The 21,509-nt window shown below is 65.1% G+C and carries 16 protein-coding genes; 9 read left to right on the plus strand and 7 right to left on the minus strand.

Translation table 11 applies throughout. The features are described from left to right. Positions 1 to 194: 194 nt before the first annotated feature. From ACZK45_RS15335 to ACZK45_RS15365, 7 genes are all read left to right on the plus strand, one after another. Positions 195 to 3,050, plus strand: a complete 2,856-nt coding sequence (locus ACZK45_RS15335) for a TonB-dependent receptor domain-containing protein (protein ID WP_132810558.1) — start codon at positions 195 to 197, stop codon at positions 3,048 to 3,050. Positions 3,051 to 3,210: 160 nt separating this feature from the next. Next, the gene (locus ACZK45_RS15340; protein ID WP_240792080.1) at positions 3,211 to 5,187 is read left to right on the plus strand and encodes an alpha/beta hydrolase family protein; all 1,977 of its coding nucleotides are present in this window, start codon (positions 3,211 to 3,213) and stop codon (positions 5,185 to 5,187) included. A gap of 138 nt (positions 5,188 to 5,325) precedes the next feature. Beyond that, positions 5,326 to 6,147 carry a hypothetical protein gene (locus tag ACZK45_RS15345; protein ID WP_478444886.1) on the plus strand — a complete coding sequence of 274 codons (822 nt, stop codon included), beginning with the start codon at positions 5,326 to 5,328 and terminating at the stop codon, positions 6,145 to 6,147. A 188-nt stretch (positions 6,148 to 6,335) separates the two neighbouring features. Further along, complete coding sequence (locus ACZK45_RS15350) at positions 6,336 to 8,438, plus strand: M13 family metallopeptidase (protein WP_478444887.1); 2,103 nt, start codon at positions 6,336 to 6,338, stop codon at positions 8,436 to 8,438. A 308-nt stretch (positions 8,439 to 8,746) separates the two neighbouring features. After that, positions 8,747 to 10,753, plus strand: coding sequence for a M13 family metallopeptidase (locus ACZK45_RS15355; RefSeq protein ID WP_049460715.1), 2,007 nt, complete (start codon positions 8,747 to 8,749; stop codon positions 10,751 to 10,753). A 127-nt stretch (positions 10,754 to 10,880) separates the two neighbouring features. Next, entirely contained in the window at positions 10,881 to 11,375 is a 495-nt protein-coding gene (locus tag ACZK45_RS15360) for a VOC family protein (RefSeq protein WP_032128230.1), read from the plus strand. Positions 11,376 to 11,451: 76 nt separating this feature from the next. Next, positions 11,452 to 13,035 carry a phytoene desaturase family protein gene (locus ACZK45_RS15365; RefSeq protein ID WP_478444888.1) on the plus strand — a complete coding sequence of 528 codons (1,584 nt, stop codon included), beginning with the start codon at positions 11,452 to 11,454 and terminating at the stop codon, positions 13,033 to 13,035. A 140-nt stretch (positions 13,036 to 13,175) separates the two neighbouring features. Here the strand turns inward: ACZK45_RS15365 and ACZK45_RS15370 are convergent, their stop codons facing one another. The 7 genes from ACZK45_RS15370 to ACZK45_RS15400 form a co-directional block, all read right to left on the minus strand. Further along, the gene (locus tag ACZK45_RS15370) at positions 13,176 to 13,850 is read right to left on the minus strand and encodes a rhomboid family intramembrane serine protease (protein WP_032128229.1); all 675 of its coding nucleotides are present in this window, start codon (positions 13,848 to 13,850) and stop codon (positions 13,176 to 13,178) included. 93 nt (positions 13,851 to 13,943) lie between these two features. After that, complete coding sequence (locus ACZK45_RS15375; RefSeq protein ID WP_428993065.1) at positions 13,944 to 14,372, minus strand: MGMT family protein; 429 nt, start codon at positions 14,370 to 14,372, stop codon at positions 13,944 to 13,946. Next, the gene (locus tag ACZK45_RS15380) at positions 14,279 to 15,199 is read right to left on the minus strand and encodes a DMT family transporter (protein ID WP_180836616.1); all 921 of its coding nucleotides are present in this window, start codon (positions 15,197 to 15,199) and stop codon (positions 14,279 to 14,281) included. Before ACZK45_RS15380 ends, ACZK45_RS15375 begins: the two co-directional genes overlap by 94 nt. A gap of 188 nt (positions 15,200 to 15,387) precedes the next feature. Beyond that, a complete protein-coding gene (gene gorA / locus ACZK45_RS15385; RefSeq protein ID WP_253144900.1) occupies positions 15,388 to 16,746 on the minus strand; it encodes a glutathione-disulfide reductase in 1,359 nt (452 codons plus the stop codon). Continuing rightward, the gene (locus ACZK45_RS15390) at positions 16,743 to 17,993 is read right to left on the minus strand and encodes an NAD(P)/FAD-dependent oxidoreductase (protein WP_478444889.1); all 1,251 of its coding nucleotides are present in this window, start codon (positions 17,991 to 17,993) and stop codon (positions 16,743 to 16,745) included. Before ACZK45_RS15390 ends, gorA begins: the two co-directional genes overlap by 4 nt. Positions 17,994 to 17,996: 3 nt before the next feature. After that, positions 17,997 to 19,241, minus strand: coding sequence for a DUF418 domain-containing protein (locus tag ACZK45_RS15395; protein ID WP_180836613.1), 1,245 nt, complete (start codon positions 19,239 to 19,241; stop codon positions 17,997 to 17,999). A gap of 99 nt (positions 19,242 to 19,340) precedes the next feature. Then, entirely contained in the window at positions 19,341 to 19,823 is a 483-nt protein-coding gene (locus ACZK45_RS15400) for an FKBP-type peptidyl-prolyl cis-trans isomerase (RefSeq protein ID WP_049398704.1), read from the minus strand. A gap of 73 nt (positions 19,824 to 19,896) precedes the next feature. On the opposite strand from ACZK45_RS15400, the gene ACZK45_RS15405 reads away from it, so the two are divergent. Both ACZK45_RS15405 and ACZK45_RS15410 read left to right on the plus strand, forming a co-directional pair. Further along, entirely contained in the window at positions 19,897 to 20,475 is a 579-nt protein-coding gene (locus tag ACZK45_RS15405) for a C40 family peptidase (protein ID WP_065428014.1), read from the plus strand. Between the two features lie 131 nt (positions 20,476 to 20,606). Then, positions 20,607 to 21,380 carry a C40 family peptidase gene (locus tag ACZK45_RS15410; RefSeq protein WP_005414115.1) on the plus strand — a complete coding sequence of 258 codons (774 nt, stop codon included), beginning with the start codon at positions 20,607 to 20,609 and terminating at the stop codon, positions 21,378 to 21,380. Positions 21,381 to 21,509: the final 129 nt, after the last annotated feature.

The raw sequence follows: 21,509 nt of genomic DNA on the forward strand, positions 1-21,509 counted from the left end.
TTCCACAGAGGAATCAGATATTTGCCAACTTTGTCTTTATGACGGAATGATGAACAGTTGACAGGTCAAGTTAAGTCTGTGTTAACTTTGGCTTATCGGCTTGTGAAGCCGGTGGGAAACGGGCAACTGCCCATCAAGGACGGCGGCAACCGCACCGGGGCCGACCGAGGTTCGATTCATCAGGGGATCCATACATGACCATCCGCAAGGCGCTCTGTCGCCACCCGCTGAGCTTCGCGCTCACCACGGCCCTGTTGGCCACCGGCATCGCTCCTGCCTTCGCACAGGAAGCCGGCAATGAGGCAGGCGGCAAGAACGCAACCAATCTCGATCGTGTCTCGGTGGTGGGTTCGCGCATCAAGCGCGCTGACGTTGAAGGCCCGGCACCGGTGACGGTGATCACCCGTGCGGACATTGACCGGGAAGGCTTCCAGTCCGTCGGCGACATGCTGCAGACCTTGACCCAGAACACCACCAGCTCTTTCACTGGTGACCTGAACGTGGGCGGCTTTACGCCGAACGCCCAGGTTGTCAACCTGCGCAACCTGGGCCCGGGCTACACCCTGACCCTGATCAACGGGCGTCGTCCGGCCCAGTATCCGCAGCCGTACAACCGCGACAACAACGTTGTGAACATCAAGGCCATCCCGAGCTCGATCGTCGAGCGCGTGGAAATCCTGACCGGTGGCGCCTCGGCGATCTACGGCTCGGACGCCGTCGCCGGTGTGGTCAACATCGTGCTGCGCAAGAATTACGATGGACAGCAGATCAAGCTGACCACCGGCACCACCGAAGAAGGCGGCGGCGATAGCGTCAACGTCGAATACACCGGCGGCAAGACAGGTGACCGTTGGAGCGCGACCTACGCCTTCCAGTACCAGGAGAACGAGCCGGTGTTCGCCAGCCAGCGCGACTTCCTGGCCGACACCCGCCAGAACGAGATCGGCTTGGCCGTCAATCCGAGCCTTTCGCTGGCTGCCATCAGCGCCGGTGGACGCAATGGCCACACCCGCAACTTCAACGCGCTCTATGACGCGGCGGCCTGCGATGCGTTCGGCTACACCACCGTGACCACCGCAACCCGTGGCAAGTACTGCGGCAGCTACACCCAGCCGGCTTCGCGCTCGATCCAGAACAAGAATCGCAACTTCAACGGCTACGCATACGGTACGTTTGATTTCACCGACACTCTGCAGGCCTTCGGCAGCGTCAACTTCTACAAGACAGACGCCAAGGCCAGCAGTGGCACCGAGTTCTGGGCCACCTCGAACGACCGCTTCACCTCCAACCGCGCAGGTGCTGCAACTTCGGCGTACTACGATTCCAATCTGAGGGATATCATCCAGCTGCAGCGCGTGTTCAACCCGTTCGAGCTGGGCGGAAATGAAGCGGCCAGCACGCTGTACGACGAGAAGAGCTACGATTTCACCCTCGGCATCACCGGCACCATCGCCGATCGATTCGACTGGGAAGCCAGCGCGAACTATGGCAAATACGACTACACCGCCGATCGCCCACGCCTGTTGGCCAAGCCGGTCCACGACTATTTCCTGGGCCCACTGCAGGGTTACACCACCGACAACTACCCGATCTATGCGCTCGACCAGGCACGTTGGAACTCGCCGATCACGCCGGAAATCTACCGTTCGTTCGCAACCCGCGTAAAGAACAAAGCTGAAGCCACCTCGGCCACCGTCAACTTCAACATCAGCGGCGACCTGTTCGAACTTCCGGCTGGTGCCGTTGGCTTTGCCGGTGTCATCGAAGGCGTCCGCCAGACCACCGACGTGAACAGCGACCCGCGCACCAACCAGCTGCGTCCGCTCGACGGCCAGACCATCTATAACCTGACCAGCTCGGGCGAGACCCACGGAACGCGTGATCGCTATGCGATCGGCACCGAGTTCCGCGTGCCGATCTTCAGCAACCTTTCGATGAACATCGCAGGTCGCTACGACAAGTACGACGACATCACGGCCGTGGACGACGCAAAGACCTGGAACGTTGGCCTGGAATGGCGTCCCTTCAGCAACCTGCTGGTGCGTGGCTCCTACGCCACCAGCTTCCGCGCTCCGGACATGCAGCTGGTCTACGCCGAAGGTGCTGCGTCGTACTCGAATATCGTCGATGACTACAGCTGCCGTTCGGGTACCGGCCTTGGCCAGCCGGCAGGCACACCTGGCCGCACCCGCACGCAGTGCAACCGCACCACCGACATCACCTATTACCAGGCGCAGTCGCTGACCGCCGGCAACCCGCAGCTGAAGGAAGAAGAAGGCAAGTCGTGGGGCGTCGGCTTCGTGTGGGACATCGTGGACAACATGTCGCTGACGGTGGACTACTACAAGATCCGTCTGGAAGATGCCGCCTCGCAGTTGAGCTCGACCTACCTGCTGCAGAACGAAGCCAATTGCCGACTGGGCGTCCGCCCGGATGGCTCTCCCTTCCCGTTCGGCATGGACTCGACCTTCTGCCAGAACCTGACCAGCCTGATCACCCGTACAAGCGCTCCGGGCACCACGCTTGATGGTCGCATCCAGCGTCTGAATACTGCATACATCAACACCGCGCTGCTGGAAACCAGCGGTATCGATGCGTCGTACAAGTATCGTCTGGACACCGATCGCCTTGGCAGGTTCGGCCTGGACCTGGGCTACTCGCTGATGCTGACCAACAAGTATCAGGAAAACGATGACGACGAACTCATCGATTACCGCGATCTGCCCGATCACGACTGGAGCCAGCGCAGCCGCTTCCGTGGCAGCCTGAGCTGGTCGAAGGACGAATGGGGCGCGACGCTGTTCAGCACCCGCTACGGTTCGAACTGGAATCGCGCGCAAACCCAGCGCCTGGGTCCGTACAGCGTGTACAACCTCCAGCTCACCAAGAAGTTCGGCCCGAACGTGACGGCTGATTTCACCGTCGTCAACCTGACCAACAACACCTTCCGTCGCGACCCGACCGATACCAACTATCCGTACTTCAATCCGCTGATCGGCGCCGATCCGTTGGGTCGTCGCTACTACGTCAGCCTGTCCTACCGCTTCTGATAGCGCGTAGTTTGCTCCATCGCGAAGCCCGGCAGATGCCGGGCTTCGTGCTTCTGCATCCATACAGTCACATCCAGGCAGTCATGCCGTCCAGGACATACAGCGCCATGCTGCGGCCCTCTGCCTGCCATGTATTCACGCCTAGAACCAAGGGGATCCCATGAAGAAGCTGCAATCGGCCGCACTGGCTCTTTCCTTCACCTTCGCCGCCCCCACATTTGCCGCATCGACCTACTCAGTCGAAGATTTCGTCAAGCATCCCAGCTATGGCAACGTGCGCATTTCGCCCAATGGCGATTACCTGGCCATCAGCATGGACCACGGCGACCAGGACGTGCTGACGATCATGCGTACCAGCGACCTGGCAGTGCTGAAGGTCAATCAGCTGCCGGACAAGAAGAGCGTGGGTTCATTCCACTGGATCTCGCCGAACCGGATCATGTTCAACGCTGTCAAGAAAATTGGCGGCTATGCGCAGCCGTTTGCAACTGGCGAATGGTTTGCGGTCAATGCCGATGGGTCGCAGGCCGTTCCCGTGATCTTCTATGGCACCCGGGATGCAACCCAGCGCGGAAAGACGGTGGGCGCCGAATCGTTCAGCCTGCTTGACACTCTCAAGGGCGATGACCGCAACGTCATCATGCAGTCACGCTATCCACGCTCTGCTGAAGGGGCTGGCACCCAGGTGGTACAGGTGGACACCATCACTGGTCGCCGCAGTGTCTTGGCCAGGGCTCCGAAGGACGACTGCAGCATTGCCCTCGATGCAGCCAAGGAACCACGCTTTGCCGTGTGCTCCTCCAGCCGCAACGAGGAAGGCGAGTACGACGAGAGAACCGAGCTGTATCGGCTTGACGGTCGCGAGTGGGTGCTGGTGAATGCTTCCAAGTCCGGAGGCAAGCACCTCTGGGTGGAGCGCACCACCGCAGACGGACGCGTGTTCGCTACCCAGAGCGACGACAAGGCACCGGGTGCGATCGGTACGCTGGATACAGCGACCGGAGAATTTACTCCACTGTTCCAGGACAAGGTGGCGGAGGTATCGGACTACATCTGGTCTACGGACGACAAGGCCCTGCTCGCTGTAGTGACCGAAGCGGGGGCGCCCAAGGTCACCCTGATCGACGAAAACCACCCCGACGCCGATCTGTATGCCTCTCTGGCTGGATCGTTCGAGGGAGAAATGGTCGATTTCTCCAGCCATACCGAAGACGGCAAGAGGATCATCGTTTCGGTCTACAGCGACTCGAATCCGGGTGAGCTCTATCTGTTCGATCGCGATACCGGCAAGGCCCGGTTCCTGATGCAGCGCGCGCCGCACCTGGACAAGAAACTGCTGGCCAACGTCAAGCCGTTCAACTTCACCTCACGCGACGGCATGCAGATCCACGGCTATCTGACCCTGCCGCGCGACTCGGACGGCAAGAACCTGCCATTGATCGTCAATCCGCATGGCGGTCCGATCGGGCCGCGCGACAACTGGCGCTATTCAGGCGAAACCCAGTTGCTTGCCAGCCGCGGCTACGCCGTACTGCAGATCAACTTCCGTGGCTCCGGCGGTTACGGCAAGGGGTTCCAGGATGCGGGCCACAAGCAGTGGGCCGATGGCATTCAGAACGACATCATCGACGCTACCCAATGGACCATCAAGAACGGCTACGCCGACAAGGACCGGATCTGCATCTACGGTGGTAGCTTCGGTGGCTACTCGTCGTTGATGGCGCCGATCCGCGCGCCCGGAATGTTCAAATGCGCCTTTGGCTACGTCGGCGTGTACGACGTAGACATGCTGTTCAAGAAGGGCGATATCCCGCAGCGCGAGTCCGGTCTGCGCTACCTGCGCCGCACTCACGGTACCGATGTCGCCGAGTGGAACAAGGCCTCCCCCGCACGGCGCGCCGCGGAAGTAAAAATTCCGGTTTTCCTTGCAGCCGGTGCGCGCGATGTGCGCGCAGTGCCCGAGCAGACCGAGCTGATGGCCAAGGCCCTTGCCGATGCCGGTAATCCGCCGGAGGGCATGATCATCCAGTCCGGTGAAATGCACGGCTTCTATGGCGTGCCGGCCCGTGTCAACCTTTACACCAACATGCTGAATTTCTTCTCCCGCCACATCGACGGCCCGGCAGAGAAGAAGTGATGCGACCGGGACGCCCCATCGCCGGGCCGTCCCGCAGCTTCCCTGCGTTCGACGGGACAGCACGCCCCTGTGCCTATCGGCCGTTGCGGCGCCCCCGCCGCAGGATGGAACCTACAACTGCTTGCAAGGAGAGATTGCGTGAAACGTTGGACACTGCCACTGTTGTTGCCGATGCTCGCCTTGGCGCCCATGCAGAGCCAAGCGGCAGAAAGCAAGCCGCTGGCCCTGCCTGCCGACCCGACCAGCGACCCGCTGATGATCACCGCCGGGTTCCTCAGCGGCCATCCGGACCTGCGCTTTCGCCTTCTGGGAATGGAGAAGCGCAATGCAGGCGACCAGGAGGCCGCTTTCAAGTTCTTCCAGCGTGCCGCGTTCTATGCAGACAAACCTTCGCAGGCCATGGTTGCCGAAATGCTGTGGAATGGATCGGGCACCCCGGCTGATCGCGCACTGGCTTATGCCTGGATGGATCTCGCCGCCGAACGAGGCTACGAAGGGTTTGTCGAGTTGCGGGAGCGCTACTGGGCCACGCTGACGGCAGAGCAACGTTCCCACGCCGTAGTCGAGGGTGAAGCCATCTACGCTCGATTCGGGGATTCCGCTGCAAAGCCACGCATCGCCACCGTGCTGCGCCGTGAGCGCCGCGCAGTAACCGGGAGCCGCACCGGATTTGCCGGCAATCTACGGATCATGGTCCCCGGTCCGGCCGGTCCGGAAGAGATAGACGGCAGCAAATTCTATGACGATCGCTACTGGGATCCGGACAAGTATCAGCAATGGCACGATGCCATCTGGGCAAAACCCAGGGTTGCCCGAGTTGACGTCGGCGCACTCAGCCAAGTGAAGGGCGAACCTGAACGCAGGACCCGGATCGCGGATGTTCCACCCGATCCGGATGCCAACGAACCGTTTACTGACGACCTGCAACCAACAAAGCAGCCCGTCCCGGAAAAGCCCTGAACAGCACACTGGCAGGCATCGCACTGTGCCGATCCTGCCAGGTTGCCCGAGTGCGTGCGCCACGTCGTGCGTGCTTGCCAACGGCCATGACCTTCGACACCCTTGCAGGGCAGGCCGGCGGCGTATTGTTCGGCCCACGGCCGTCCCCGCGGCCCTTCCCTGACTCACTCGGCCTGGAGGCCATCAAAGTGACCCGTACTCCCAAGATCGTGCTGCTGACCCTGGCCGTTTCGGCCGCGCTGGTCGGCTGCGGCAAGAACGAAACCCCGGCCAAGGATGCCACCGCCTCCACGCCGGCTGCGGCCGAAGCCACCAACTACACGCTGGACGAGAGCAAGCTGCCGGCCTACAACGCCTTCCAGCCCAGCGATCTGGATGCCAGCAAGGACGCCTGTGGCGCCTTCGGCGACTACGTGAACAGCAAGTGGCTGGCCGCCAATGAAATTCCGGGCGACCGCACCAGCTGGGGCGCGTTCACCATCCTCGACGAGCGTTCGGTGGCCGTACAGCACCAGTTGGCTGAACAGGTCGCGCAGGTCAAGAACCCGAACCATATCGAGAAGATCGTCGGCGACCTGTGGGCCACCGGCATGGACGAAGCCAAGATCAATGCCCAGGGCATCGAGCCGCTGAAGGCCGACCTGACCGCGATCGACGGCCTGCAGGACAAGGCGGCCATCGCCGACTACCTGCGCAGCAGCGCGGCCAAGGGTGACAACGTCCTGTTCGGCTTCGGCGCCGAAGCCGACTTCAAGAACTCGGCCGTCAACCTGGCCTACGCCAGCCAGGGCGGCCTGGGCCTGCCGGACAGCACCTACTACACCGATGCCAAGAACGCCGACAAGCTGAAGGCCTACCAGGCACACGTCGCCAAGGTGCTGGAGCTGTCCGGCGTCGCCGCTGCCGACGCTGCCAAGCAGGCCGAGGACGTGGTCAAGTTCGAGACCCGCCTGGCCAAGGCCTCCAAGTCGCGCGTCGAGCTGTCGCGCAACGTCGAGCTGTACTACAACCCGGTCACCCTGGCTGACGCCGACAAGCTGACCCCGAACTTCAGCTGGACCGAGTTCTTCAAGTCGCAGGGCGTAGCCGCGCCGGAGAAGTTCTCGCTGGCCATGCCGGCCTTCCATGAGGAAGTGAGCAAGGCGCTGGGCGATACCGATCCGTCGGTGTGGCGCGCCTACCTGCGCTTCCACACCGTGGACAGCGCTTCGCCGTACCTGGCCGATGCCTTCGTGCAGGAGAACTACGAGTTCTACGGCAAGACCCTCAACGGCCAGAAGGAACAGAAGCCGCGCTGGAAGCGCGTGCTGGGCACCATCGAGAACGACGCCGGTGAAGCCTTCGGCCAGCTGTACGTGAAGGTTGCCTTCTCGCCGGAAGCCAAGGCGAAGATGGAAGAGCTGGTGAAGAACCTGGCCGCTTCGCTGAAGGAACGCATCCAGGGCCTGAGCTGGATGAGCGATGAAACCAAGGCCAAGGCCATCGCCAAGTGGGAAACCTTCACCCCGAAGATCGGTTACCCGGACAAGTGGCGTGACTGGGCGGGCCTGCAGACCCAGCGCGACAGCTACCTGGGCAATGTGCGCGCGGCCAGTGAGTTCAACTACAAGTTCAACCTGTCCAAGATCGGCAAGCCGGTGGACAAGACCGAGTGGGGCATGACCCCGCAGACGGTCAACGCCTACTACAACCCGCTGCAGAACGAGATCGTGTTCCCGGCCGCCATCCTGCAGCCGCCGTTCTTCGATCCGAAGGCCGACGACGCACTGAACTATGGCGGCATCGGTGCGGTGATCGGCCACGAAATGACCCACGGTTACGACGACCAGGGTGCACGCTTCGGGCCGACCGGCAACATGGAAGACTGGTGGACCGCCGCTGACAAGAAGAACTTCGAAGGCCTGACCGGCAAGCTGGTCCAGCAGTTCGACCAGTACAAGGTCGACGGCCAGGCCGTGAACGGTCACCTGACCCTGGGCGAGAACATCGCCGACCTGGGCGGCCTGGCTACCGCCTACGACGCGCTGCAGAAGGCCTCCGTCGGCAAGGAAGATGCAAAGGTCGATGGCTTCACCCGCGACCAGCGCTTCTTCTTCAACTGGGCCACCGTGTGGCGCACCAAGTACACCCCGGAAAACGCCAAGGTCCGCCTGGCCACCGACCCGCACGCGCCGGCGCAGTTCCGCGCCATGGGTGCGCCGTCGAACCTGCCGACCTTTGCCGCGGCCTTCCAGTGCAAGGCCGGTTCGCCGATGGCCCGCGCCGGCGAGCAGCAGGTGGTGATCTGGTAAGCCCTGGCTGATGCCAAGGTAGACCTGCAGAGGCCCGGGAATTCCCGGGCCTTTGTTTTTTGCCGCGCCCGTCATCCACGCATGGCGTGGATCTGCTGCGCCTGTGCAGGCCCACGCCGTTGGTAGATGCCGACCTTGGTCGGCGTATGGCACGGCGGAGCCACCGTGATGCGTGCATGCGGTGTCGATGCCACACACCCGGTAGCGCCGGGCCATGCCCGGCGGATGCGCCGTGATGCGTGCATGCCGCGCCCATGCGCGGCTTGCTATAGTGCGCGCGCCCTCAATCCATCACGGATTCGTTCCACATGCCCAATTTCCGTCCGCTTGCCATCGCCCTGGGCATCAGCCTGGCGACTCTGGTCCCGACCCACGATGCCTTCGCCGCCAAGAAAAAGGCCGCGCGTGCCCCGGCTGTCAGTGCCCAGTGCAGCGACTTCTACGACGCCACCAATGCAGGCTGGCTGAAGGCCAACCCGGTGCCGCAGACCGGCGCCACCACCGCGCTGGGCCAGCTGGTCGACCGAAGCCGCCAGCAGCAGCGTGAACTGCTCGACGCAGCGATGAAGGCGCCGCAGGGCAACGTGCAGAAGCTGCTGGGTGACTTCTGGGCCAGTGGCCTGGACGAAGCGGCCGTGGAAGCAGACGGCTCCAACCCGATCGCCCCGCTGCTGACCCGCATCAACGCCATCAAGAAGGCCAAGGATGTGCCGGCCTCGATCGCCGCACTGCACCAGGTCGGCATCCCGGTGGCCTTCAACTTCGGCCCGGACGTCGACCTGAAGGCACTGGACCGTCACATCGGCTACTTCATGCAGGGCGGCATGGGCCTGCCGGATCCGGCGTTCTATACCCGCACCGACGCCGACACCGTGGCGCTGATGGGGCGCTACCGCAACTACGTCAAGCAGATCCTGGCGCTGACCGGCACCCCGGCGGCCAAGCTGGATGCCGAGTCGCAGGCGGTGATCGCGCTGGAAACCGAGCTGGCACGCAATGCGCAGTCGCTGGCCGGCATCAACAACCCGTTCAACAACTACGCGCCGATCTCCACCAAGGAGCTCAACAGCCGCTACCGCAACCTGCAGCTGGATGCCTTCCTGAAGGCACAGGGCGTGGATGACGACCTGGTCTCGCTGGCCGACCCGGGCCTGTTCAAGCAGCTCGACGGCATGGTCACCAAGCTCAAGCCGGACCAGTGGAAGGCCTACCTGCGCTGGCGCGTGGGCGACTCGATGGCGCCGTACCTGTCCAAGGCCTACCGCGACGCCGAGTTCGAATTCCGCGGCCGCGTGCTGCGTGGCGAAACCCTGCCGCCGCAGCGCTGGGAAGACGTGCTGGAGGCGATCAACGTAGCCGCTGGCCCGATGGTCGGTCGCGAATACGCTGCCCGTTACCTGTCCGCCGAAGATCGTCGCCAGGCGGCGTGGATCGTCGACAAGGTGCGCGAAGTGCAGATCGAAGCGGTCAAGAACAGCAGCTGGATGAGCACCGAAGCCAAGGCCGAAGCGCAGGCCAAGCTGGCTGCGCTGAAGATCGAGATTGGCACCCCGCTGCGCGACCTCGACTACAGCGTGCAGCCGATGGGCCGCGGTTCGTTCGGTGGCAACATGCTGATTGCTTCGACCTGGCGCCATCGCGAGGAAATGAAGCGCATCGGCAAGGGCAATGCCGACCGTCGCTGGGACGTGCTGCCGCAGCAGCCGTCGCTGGCCTACGATCTGGCCCAGAACCGCCTGATCGTCACCGCCGCGATCCTGCAGGGCCCGGTGTTCAACGCCAAGGCCGACGCTGCCGACAAGTTCGGCAGCTTCGGTGGCCTGGTCGGCCATGAGCTGACCCGCGCGATCGATGCCAAGGGTGCGCTGGTCGACGCCAAGGGCGAGCTGCGCAGCTGGTGGACCCCGGCCGACAAGACCGCCTGGACCCTGCTCGGTAACCGCGTGGCCGCGCAGTACAGCGCCTACGACTTCCCGGGCGTGAAGGGTGCCAAGGTCAACGGCACGCTCACCCAGGAAGAGAACCTGGCCGACATCGCCGGTCTGGAACTGGCCTGGGCGGCGTATGTCGCGCAGGAGCCGAAGGCCAAGCAGGCCCAGCAGCAGGGCTTCTTCCGCGCCTGGTCTGCGCTGTGGGCGCAGCAGCTGGCGCCGAACGAGGCCGTACGCCGCCTGACCGCCGACATCCGTGCACCAGGCCTGTGGCGCAGCAACGGCACGCTGGCCAACCTGCCGGCCTTCGGCGCCACCTTCAGCTGCAAGGCCGGCCAGCCGATGCAGCGCAGTGAAGCCGAGCAGATCAAGGTCTGGCGCTGATCCAGCTGCCACACGGGTAACGCAGAGGGCGCCTTCGGGCGCCCTCCTTTTTTTGCAGGTGCAGCACGATCCCGGATTAACACCGCGCATGCTATCGCTGCGGCTTCGTCCAACGTGGAGCCCCGACATGGCACACAAGAACACGATCTGTGTCTGGTATGACAACGGCGCACTCGAGGCCGCCACCTTCTACGCCAGTATCCTGCCCGACAGCGCGGTGACCGCCGTGCATCACGCCCCCGGTGACTATCCGGACGGCAAGGAAGGCAACGTACTGACCGTCGAATTCACGGTCTGCGGCATCCCCTGCGTCGGCCTCAACGGCGGCACCGCGTTCAAGCACAGCGAAGCGTTCTCGTTCCAGATCCAGACCGAGGACCAGGCCGAGACCGACCGCCTGTGGAATGCGATCGTCGGCAACGGTGGCCAGGAGAGCCAATGCGGCTGGTGCAAGGACCGCTGGGGCATCTCCTGGCAGATCAGCCCGCGCATGCTCATCGAAGCGGTGACCAGCCAGGACAAGGCACTGGCCAAGCGCGCATTCAACGCGATGATGCCGATGAAGAAGATCGACATCGCCACCATCGAAGCAGCGATCAAAAAAGGGGACGGAGGGGATTAAGTCGTTTCTCCCCATTGCCGGTGCCCCCATGCGAATTGCGACTTAATCCCCTCCGTCCCCTTTTTCCGAGGTGCAGATGACCTGGGATGCGATCATCGTTGGTGGTGGCCACAACGGCCTGGTCTGCGCGGCCTATCTGGCGCGTGCCGGAAAGAAGGTGCTGGTGCTGGAACGTCGCGGCGTTCTTGGCGGCGCTGCGGTCACCGAGGAATTCCATCCCGGCTTCCGCAATTCAGTCGCCTCGTACACGGTCTCGCTGCTGCAGCCGAAGGTGATCGACGACCTGCAGCTGCATGCGCATGGGCTGCGCATCGTCGCGCGCCCGGCCAACAACTTCCTGCCATTGCCCGACGACCGCTATCTGTTGTCGGCACCTGGCCGCACTCAGGCCGAAGTGGCGAAGTTCTCCGAGCGGGATGCGCAGCGCTTGCCCGCGTACGAGGCACGCCTTGAAATCTTCGCCGACGTACTGCGCGCATGGGCTCTGCGCGCGCCGCCCGACCTGGGTGTAGCAGGCGGTTGGCGTGCGCTGCCCGCACTATGGCAGATGGGGAAACTCGGCCGCGAACTGGCGGCGCTGGATGCGCCACTGCGGCAGGAACTGCTGGACCTGTTCACGCTGTCGGCGGCGGAGTACCTGGACCGTTGGTTCGAGAGCGAGCCGATCAAGGCGCTGTTCGGCTTTGATGGCATCGTCGGCAACTACGCAAGCCCGTATACACTGGGCAGTGCCTACGTACTGCTGCACCACGTATTCGGCCAGTGCAATGGCGTAAAGGGTGCGTGGGGCCACGCGATCGGCGGCATGGGCGCGATCAGCCAGGCCATCGCCAGCGCGGCGCGCGAGGCCGGGGCCGAACTGCGCGTGGATGCCGGTGTGCAACAGGTACTGACCGAACAAGGCCGCGTCGTGGGGGTGGAACTGGCCAACGGCGAAACCCTGCGTGCACGCGCGGTGGTGGCCAACGTCAATCCGAAGCTGCTGTACGAACAGCTGCTGGAGCCGACGCAGGTACCCGCTGCCACACGCGAACGCATGGCGAACTGGCGCTGCGGTTCCGGCACCTTCCGGATGAACGTGGCGCTGTCGCGGTTGCCGGACTTCCGTGCCCTGCCCGGCCCCGGCGATCACCTCAGCGCCGGCATCATCATGGCCCCCAGCCTGGACTACATGGACCGCGCCTGGCTGGATGCGCGCCGCGAAGGCTGGTCGCGCGAACCGATAGTAGAGATGCTGATTCCGAGCACGCTGGATGATTCACTGGCGCCGCGCGGGCAGCATGTGGCCAGCCTGTTCTGCCAGCACGTGGCGCCGGTACTGCCCGACGGGCGTAACTGGGATGATCACCGCGAGATTGTGGCGGACCTGATGATTGCCACCGTCGAACGGTATGCGCCCGGCTTTGCCGGCAGCGTGCTCGGTCGGCAGGTGCTGTCGCCGCTGGATCTGGAACGCACCTTCGGCCTGGTCGGCGGCGACATTTTCCACGGTGCGCTCAGTGCCAACCAGTTGTTCTCGGCACGGCCGATGGTCGGCCAAGCCGGCTATCGCGGTGCCCTGCCCGGCCTGTACCTGTGCGGTTCGGGCACCCATCCCGGCGGTGGCGTCACCGGTGCGCCCGGGCACAATGCCGCGCAGGTGGTGTTGCAGGATGGGTAGAGGTGTGCCGACCAACGGTCGGCACCTACCGCGTCAAATGATCCCATTCAAAGCGTGCCAACCAAGGTTGGCACCTACCCGCGTGGGACAAGGCGTGCCGACCAACGGTCGGCACCTACAGCGTCAAATGATCCTTCGGATCATTTGACGCTGCGCAGATGGTTCGGGCGCTTCGGTGGGCCGGGCGGGCGGCGCTTGTTGAACGGCGATTGCCCGCGCCAGTAGCGGATCAGCAACCAGCCGAACAGCATGCCGCCGAGGTGTGCGAAGTGGGCCACGCCCGGCTGCCAGCCGGTCATGCCCAGCACCAGCTCGCCCACGCCGAACAGGATCACGAAGGTACGCGCCTTCATTGGGATCGGCGGGAACAGCAGCATCACCCGCTGGTTGGGGAACAGCATCCCGTAGGCCAGCAGCAGGCCGAACACGCCACCGGAAGCGCCCAGCACCGTGGCCGGGTTTTCCAGCAGCGTACCCACCAGCAGCTGGCAGACACCGGCACCGGCCACGCACACCAGGTAATACAGCAGGAAGCGCTTCTCGCCCCAGGTCTGCTCCAGCGGCGCGCCGAACATGAAGACCGCCAGCATGTTGAAGAACAGATGGCCGAAGCTGCCGTGCAGGAAGCCGTAGGTCAGCAGCTGCCAAGGCTGGAAGTTGCCGCCCGGCGAGAATGCGTCGAAGCCCTGCTGCAGGGGTTGCAGCATGAACGGCTCGAAGGTCTGCATGCCGAGCAGGAACGGCTGCTGCAGCAGGAACAGGATCGCGTTGGCGATCAGCAGGGCCTTGGTGACGGTTGGCAGTCGCGGGAACATGGGAGCACCGGCATGGAACGGCCTCCATCATAGCCGCAGCACCGTGTCTTGTTGGCGACCGGCAGGCGCGGCCTGTTCAGTCGCCAGCGTTGCTCAGCCCGGACCCCACACAGCGGCATCCAGTGCTGCCGCCGGATCAGCCGCCGGCATCCGCACCCGGCCGTTCTCCACCCGCACGCCCTCGGCGCGCAACCGCTGTGACTGCTCGCGCCAGCCGGCCGACCCTTCCTCCATGGCAATGCGCCCATCCGAGCGCAACACGCGATGCCAGGGCAGGTCCGGGTCGTCGTTCTGGCCCAGGATGCGCGCGGTCAGGCGTGCACGCCCGGGCAGGCCCGCGCGCATCGCCACCTGCCCATAGCCCATCACCTGCCCCGCCGGGATCGCGCGGATCACCGCCAGGATGCGCGCACGCGCCTGCTCCGGCGTCAGCGCCGCAGGCGGGTTACCAGCAGAACGCCGATCAGCACCAGCACGGTGCCGGCGATCTGCGCCGGCCCCATCGGTTCGTCGAGCAGCCATAGGCTCATCACGATGGTGGAAACAGGGCCCAGCATACCGACCTGCGCGGCCAGCGACGAACCCACGCGCTGCACCGCCAGCATGATCGCCAGCACTGGCAGCACCGTGCACACGGTGGCATTGACCAGCGACAACCACTGCACCGGCGCCGGTGCCTGCCACAACAACGGCAGCGGATGGGTCACCGCGAAATGCAGCAGCACCAGCACGCTGGCCACGCAGCTGGCGTAAGCGGTCAGCCGCACCGCTCCGATACGCGCGACCACCTGCCCGCTGCCGAACAGGTACAGCGCATAGCTGAGCGCACTGCCCAGCACCAGCAGGCTGCCAACGATGATCTGCCCACCCTCGCGCTGCAGGTCATGGCCGAACGCCAGCAGCACGCCCAGATAACTCAGCACCAGCGCGCCGATCTGCCATCGGCCCGGCCGCTGGCGCGCCAGCAGCACGTTGATCAGCAGCACCAGGGTCGGGTTCAAGTACAGGATCAATCGTTCCAGGGTCACGCTGATGTACTGCAGGCCCTGGAAGTCGAGCAGGCTGGACAGGTAGTAGCCGGTGAAACCCAGCCACAGCACACGGGCTCGGTCGGCCCAGGACAGTGGTTCGGCCCGACGCGCGGCCCACAGCGCCATCAAAACGAACAGCGGCAGCGCCATCTGCATGCGCAGGGCAAGCAGCGTGGTGGCATCCACGCCGTGACGCAGGCCGAGCTTGACGATGATCGCCTTGCCGGAAGCAGCGATGGCGCCGATCGCTGCCAGGCCGATACCCCCCAGCGCAATGCGTGGGGAGGCGGTGGCGATACGGGAAGCGGGATTGGACATCAGGACGACGGCGGGCCGCTCGGAGCGGCCCGGGAAAGCGTGGGGGCGCCCATTGTCGCACGGGGGCGTCCGGTGCCCGCCTTGTAGAGGCTAGCCATGCTCGACTGTCTTTCCACCGCAGTCGAGCATGGCTCGACTCTACAAAGAGCGACGGCCGAGCATGGGCTCGGCTCTGCAGCAACCGCAGGTCAGCGCATCAGCACCACTTCCTCGGCCGAGGTCGGGTGGATCGCCACGGTGTCATCGAACTGGGCCTTGGTCGCGCCCATCTTCACCGCCACCGCGAAACCCTGCAGGATCTCGTCGGCCGCTTCGCCCAGCAGGTGGATACCTACCACGCGTTCTTCCGGGCCGGCGCAGACCATTTTGAACAGGCTGCGCTGGGTACCGTTGGCCAGCGCCTGCAGCATCGGTCGGAAACGGCTGTGGTAAACGCTCACCTGGTCGAAACGCGCGCGCGCTTCTTCCTCGCTCATGCCCACCGCACCCAGCGGCGGGTGCGAGAACACCACGCTGGCCACGTTCTCGTAATCCATCTTCGACTGCGGGCGGCCACCGAACAGGCGATCCATCAACCGTCGCGAAGCAGCCACCGCCACCGGGGTCAGGCCGACCTTGCCGGCGATGTCACCCACCGCGTGCACGCTCGGCACGCTGGTGGTCTGCCATTCGTCCACCTGCACCTGCTGGTGTTCGCCAATGCCGATGCCGAGCGCTTCCAGGCCCATATCACGACTGTTGCCGCGGCGGCCGGTGGCGAAGAACACCGCGTCGAACACGCTGTCGAGCGGGCCGTCATGGCCGAACGCACGTACGCGTTCGCCATCGCGCTGCAGTTCGCGCAGGCGATAGCCGAAATGGATGCGCACGCCCTGCTGCTTCAGGTTCTCGGCCAGCTGATCAGTCAGCTCGTAATCGAAGCGATCCAGCAGCCGCTGGCCACGCACCAGCAGGCTCACCTTGCTGCCCAGTGCCTGCAGCAGGCCGGCCAGCTCCACCGCGATGTAGCCACCGCCGATGATCGCCACCTCGGCCGGCGCCGCACGCAGGTCGAAGAAATCATCGGAGACCAGGCCCAGTTCCGCGCCGGGGATATCAGGACGCAGCGGGTGCGCGCCGGTGGCGATCAGGATGTGCTCGGCGCTGTAACGCACGCCATCACTGCAGGCCACGGTATGCGCATCGAGCAGATGGCCGCGCGCCGGAATGCGCACCACGCCGGTCTCATCCAGGCGTTTGTGGTAGCTGGTGTGGATGTTGCTGATGTAGGCCTGGCGATGGATCACCAGTTCCTTCCACGACAGCGCCGGGCGCGCTTGAACATCGAAGCCCATCGCACTGGCCAGGCCGATGCGCTCGTGCAGGTCGGCCGCCAGCCACATCGCCTTCTTCGGCACGCAGCCAACATTGACGCAGGTCCCGCCCAGCTCACCGGGCTCCAGCATGGCCACGCGCTTGCCGTGCTGCGCGGCGCGGATCGCGCCGGCCAGGCCGGCGGAGCCGCCGCCAAGGACGATCAGGTCGTAATCATAGGATGCAGTGCTCATCGGAATCGCTCGGGTCGGTAAGGGGCAGGATCGATCGCTGGCGTGCGGCCGCAGACGAGATCGGCGATCAGCTGGCCGGTGCCGGCGCTCATGCTGATGCCGAGCATGCCATGCCCCGCTGCAAGCCAGACGTGAGGATGCGCGGGCGCGCGGCCGATCAACGGCACGTCGTCCACGCTCATGGGGCGCCACCCGCACCACTGCTCCTGCAGCTGCGCACCGCGCGGCGCGCGCAGGTAGTGGTCGGCGGCCTCCTGCAGGGCCTGCAGGCGGCGCGTGCGCAGCTGCGGGTCGGCGCCGGCGAACTCCATGGTGCCGCCCAGGCGCAGCGCGTCGCGCCAGGCAATCACGAACACGGAATGGTCCTTCAGCACCACCGGGCGCTGCGGCACCTGCACCGGTCGCGACCAGGTCAGCGAGTAACCTTTGCCGGGCTGGATCGGTACGCGCAGATCCAGCTGCCGTGCCCAGCGCGGCGACCACGGCCCGGTGGCCAGCACCAGCTCGCGTGCGTGCAGCGTGCGTTCGCCGACGTGCACGCGCACACCCTGCGCGTGGGCGCTGAAATCCTGCACGTCCGAGTGCTCTTCGATCACCACGCCCTGTGCACGCAGCACGCGCGCCAGTTCGGCGGTGTAGCGGTCCGGACGCAGCTGCGCATCGCCGGGGAAGTGGATCGCGCCGGCAATGCGATCATGGAAAGCTGGATTGTCGCGCGCATAGTCGGCGCCATCGATGCGCGCCGTGGCGATGCCCTGCGCGTTCAGTGCCTCACACTCAGCGGCGTGGCGATCGAAATTGCGGGCATCGCCAAACACGTAGTCCAGACCGTGGGTATCGAATTCGCAGTCCAGCGCATGCACCTGCACCCACTGTGCCAGGCGCAGCCGGGAATCATTCAGCAGCGCAGCGCGGGCGCGCGTGGCCTGCAGCCAGTTGCGGGCATTGCAGCGTGCGCTGAACTGCAGCAGCCAGCGCCACAATGCAGGGTCCAGTCGCGTACGCACGTACAACGGCGCACGCGGATCGAGCATCCAGCGCAGCGCGCGCAACGGTACGCCAGGCGCTGGCAGCGGCGGCGCGTGGCTGGGGGTGATGGTGCCGCAGTTGCCATGCGAGGTCGCGCCGCCGACACGCCCATGGTCGATCACGCGTACCTGCCGGCCCTGTGCGCGCAGCGCGAGCGCGACGGCCAGTCCAATGGCACCGGCGCCGACCACGATCACATCCTCGCGCGCGCCCTGCATCGATCAGCCCTGCCCGGCCCCGCGCCGCATCGGCGGCCACTGCCGGTAGGTCATCGCACGCCACAGCCATTCCATCGGCCCGAAACGGAAGCGGCGCAACCACGCGTGCGAAATGCCCACCTGCACAGCGAACAGCAGTAGTGCGAACAGCAGCTGCACGCTGCGCGGCATCACCTCGAACCATCCCAGTCCGTAGTGATAGAAAAGCAGCGTGCAGACCAGCGACTGCGCCAGGTAATGGGTCAGCGCCATGCGCCCCACCGGCGCCAGCCAGGCCAGCCGCGTGCGCCAGTGCACGATCCACGCCAGATAGCCCAGGCACATCGGCAGGCCGCCTATGGTCACCAGGCCCATCGCCGCCGTCACTGGAAGGTTGTAGGCGCCCGGTGCCAGGTAGGGTTTCCAGGCAACGCCGATCAACGTGACCAGCAGGCCCAGCGGCAACGCGACCCAGCGCAGCGACGCGTACAGCCGCGGGAAGCGCTCCGGCGCCGCCAGCGCGCCACTGCCGGCGAACCAGCTGCCGATCAGGAACATGCCCAGCACTTCCGGGCCGGTGATCAGCAGCGCCCCCATCGACGTACCGAACTCATTCAGGCGCTGCACATTGGCCTGCGCCCAGCTGCCCTGCCCGTACACCTGCCGCTGCAGCTCAATGCTCCGCTGCGCCTCGGCAAGCATGCCCTGCACATCTTCGGCCGAAGCCATCGACACCATCGCGCCGACCAGCAGCATCATCGCCACACCGCCGAGGTAGACCATCAGCCCCATCCACGGCAGCCAGCTGCGTGGCGCCTCGCGGCAGGCCAGCAGCGGCAACGAGATCAGTGCATACATCACCAGAATGTCGCCGGACCAGACCAGCAGTGCATGGCACAGACCGATCAGCAGCAAGCCAGCGCTGCGGCGCAGGTAGAACGGGGTGAAGTCGCGCCCGGCGGCCTCAGCGCGCTGCGCCATCACCGCGAAGCCGGCACCGAACAGCAACGAGAACAGGGTGAAGAACTTGCCCTGCACGAACACGTAGACAAAGGCATCGGCCCAGTAGTCGATGCCCTGCCAATGCACGTCGATGCCGGTGAACGCCAGGTCCAGCGGCCCGCTGAAGGCCTCGATGTTCATCAGCAGGATGCCCAGCAGCGCAGCACCGCGCAGCACGTCAAGCACGGCGATGCGTTCGCCGGAAGCCACCGGCTGCAGGGAAGGAGAAGCGGCGTTCACAGGGCGTCCGTCGGGCAGGTCCGCCATTATGCCGCCGGCCTGCGCGCCATGGATGGCCGCGCCGTGTTCCACAAACGCAACGGCCCGCCGAAGCGGGCCGTTGCTGCCATCACGATCGCGCTGCGATCAGTGCTGGTGACCGCCGTCGCCGTGGACGTGGCCGTGGTCGATTTCTTCCTTGCCGGCTTCGCGCACATCGACGATTTCCACGTCGAAGTGCAGGTCCTTGCCGGCCATCGGATGGTTCAGGTCGACGTCGACGACGCTCATGCCGACCTTCTGCACGGTCACCGCACGCGGGCCGAAGTTGGTCTGCAGCACGACCTGCTGGCCCGGAGCCAGCTTGGTGTTGCCGAAGTGCTTCTTCGGCACGCGCTGGGACAGGCCCTCACGACGCTCGCCGTAGGCATCGGCAGCGTTGACGTCGACGCTGAAGGTCGCGCCGGCTTCCTTGTCCATCATGGCGTTTTCCAGGCCCGGGATGATGTTGCCGTGGCCGATCAGGATCGCCAGCGGCTCGCCGCGGTCCTTGGACGATTCGATCGGCTCCTGGCCGACTTCGGAAACGGTGTAGTGGAAGCGGACAACGCGGTCTTTTTCGATCTTCATGCGCAACTCTGTCTGGATCTGCCGGAGGCAGGCGGGTTGGGGCGGGTTGTCGCCCGGCGGGGACGCCGCCATCATGACGGCCAATCCTAAGGTGGCGCATTATCCGGAGATCATGCACATCACGCCAGTTTCGTCCGGCCTGCGCCGGCTCCTCGCCCCGGCCCTGCTGCTGGCCCTGCCCGTGCTGATGACCGCCTGCGGCGGCGGCAAGGCCACCCGACCCGCGCCGCCCCCGCCGACCGCGAACTGGCCGAAGACCGTGCCGGACAATCCCGAGGCGGCCAACTCGGTGCTGATGCGCGCCATCAGCCTGGTCGGCACCCCCTATCGCTATGGCGGCAATACCCCCGACTCCGGCTTCGACTGCAGCGGCCTGGTGGCCTACGTCTACCGCGAGATGCTGGACCTGAAACTGCCACGCACCTCGCGCGACCTGGCGGCGGTACAGGGCCCGAAGATCGACCCGCAGCGCCTGGCCACCGGCGACCTGGTGTTCTTCGGCAGCCGCGGCAGCGTCACCCATGTCGGCATTTATGTGGGTGAAGGGCGCTTCGTGCACGCGCCGAGCACCGGTGGCACGGTCCGGCTGGACTCGCTCAGCGGTCCGTACTGGAAGGACCACTACACCGGGGCGAAACGCGTCCTTCGCTAAGATGAACAGGCGATATGTTCAAAATTGTGACGCACATCACCATGCAACTAACGATTTTCTAACGGAATTTTTAACTTATTGCCGCTTTTACAGGGCATGATGCCCCATCGTTTTTTTCCTGTGACCGACGCGTGACGACTGACGACCTGAAAAGCGAAGGCCAGACTTCCGTATCTTCACGTAGTGCCCGCCCGCTGTTGCTTGGCCTGGCACTGTGCCTGACCAGCCTTCCGGCCTGGTCGCAGACTGCTCCGAACCGTTCCGATGTGACCCCGGCCCCGGTGGCCGAGAGCACCGCCCGACCGGCCGCCAAGGCCGAGGCTGCCGCTCCGCAGCGCAGCCGCGTCGATGCCGCCGCCAGCGCCACGCTGGCCGCCCTGCTGCCGCACCTGGCTGCCAACGACACCATTCCGCTGATGGACCGCTCGGCCGTGGTGGCCGGTGATCTCAGCCGCCTGCTCGCCAACTACGACACCAGCAGCGCCGCCAATGGCAGCGTTGTCGGCACCGCCGCCGACAACGGCAAGGTGCAATCGCTGCTGCGCCGCGCGATGACCCTGCTGGGCACCCCGTACCGTTGGGGTGGCAGCAACCCGGACAGCGGTTTCGACTGCAGCGGCCTGGTCGGTTACGTGTTCCGCTCGGCCCTGGGTATCGAGCTGCCGCGCGTCTCCCGCGAAATGGCGCACGATGACAACGCCGAACTGATCAATGATCGCACCGCACTGGCTGCCGGTGACCTGGTGTTCTTCGGCCGCAAGGGCCGCGTCGACCACGTCGGCATCTATGTTGGCGATGGCCGCTTCCTGCACGCACCGAGCTCCGGCAAGGACGTCCGCGTGGACACCCTGCTCAGCGGCTACTGGGGCAACAAGTTCATGCAGGCCCGCCGGGTCGATCTCTGACCCGCTGGCGCCACCGCGCCGCCTGACACGAGAAAGCCGCTGCCCTGCAGCGGCTTTTTTGTTTGCGCCCCCACTGGGTGCCGACCTTGGCCGGCACTGCGCCATCTGCCCCAGTGGGTGCCGACCGTT

This window comes from Stenotrophomonas sp. 63632_Sma, from assembly GCF_056482875.1.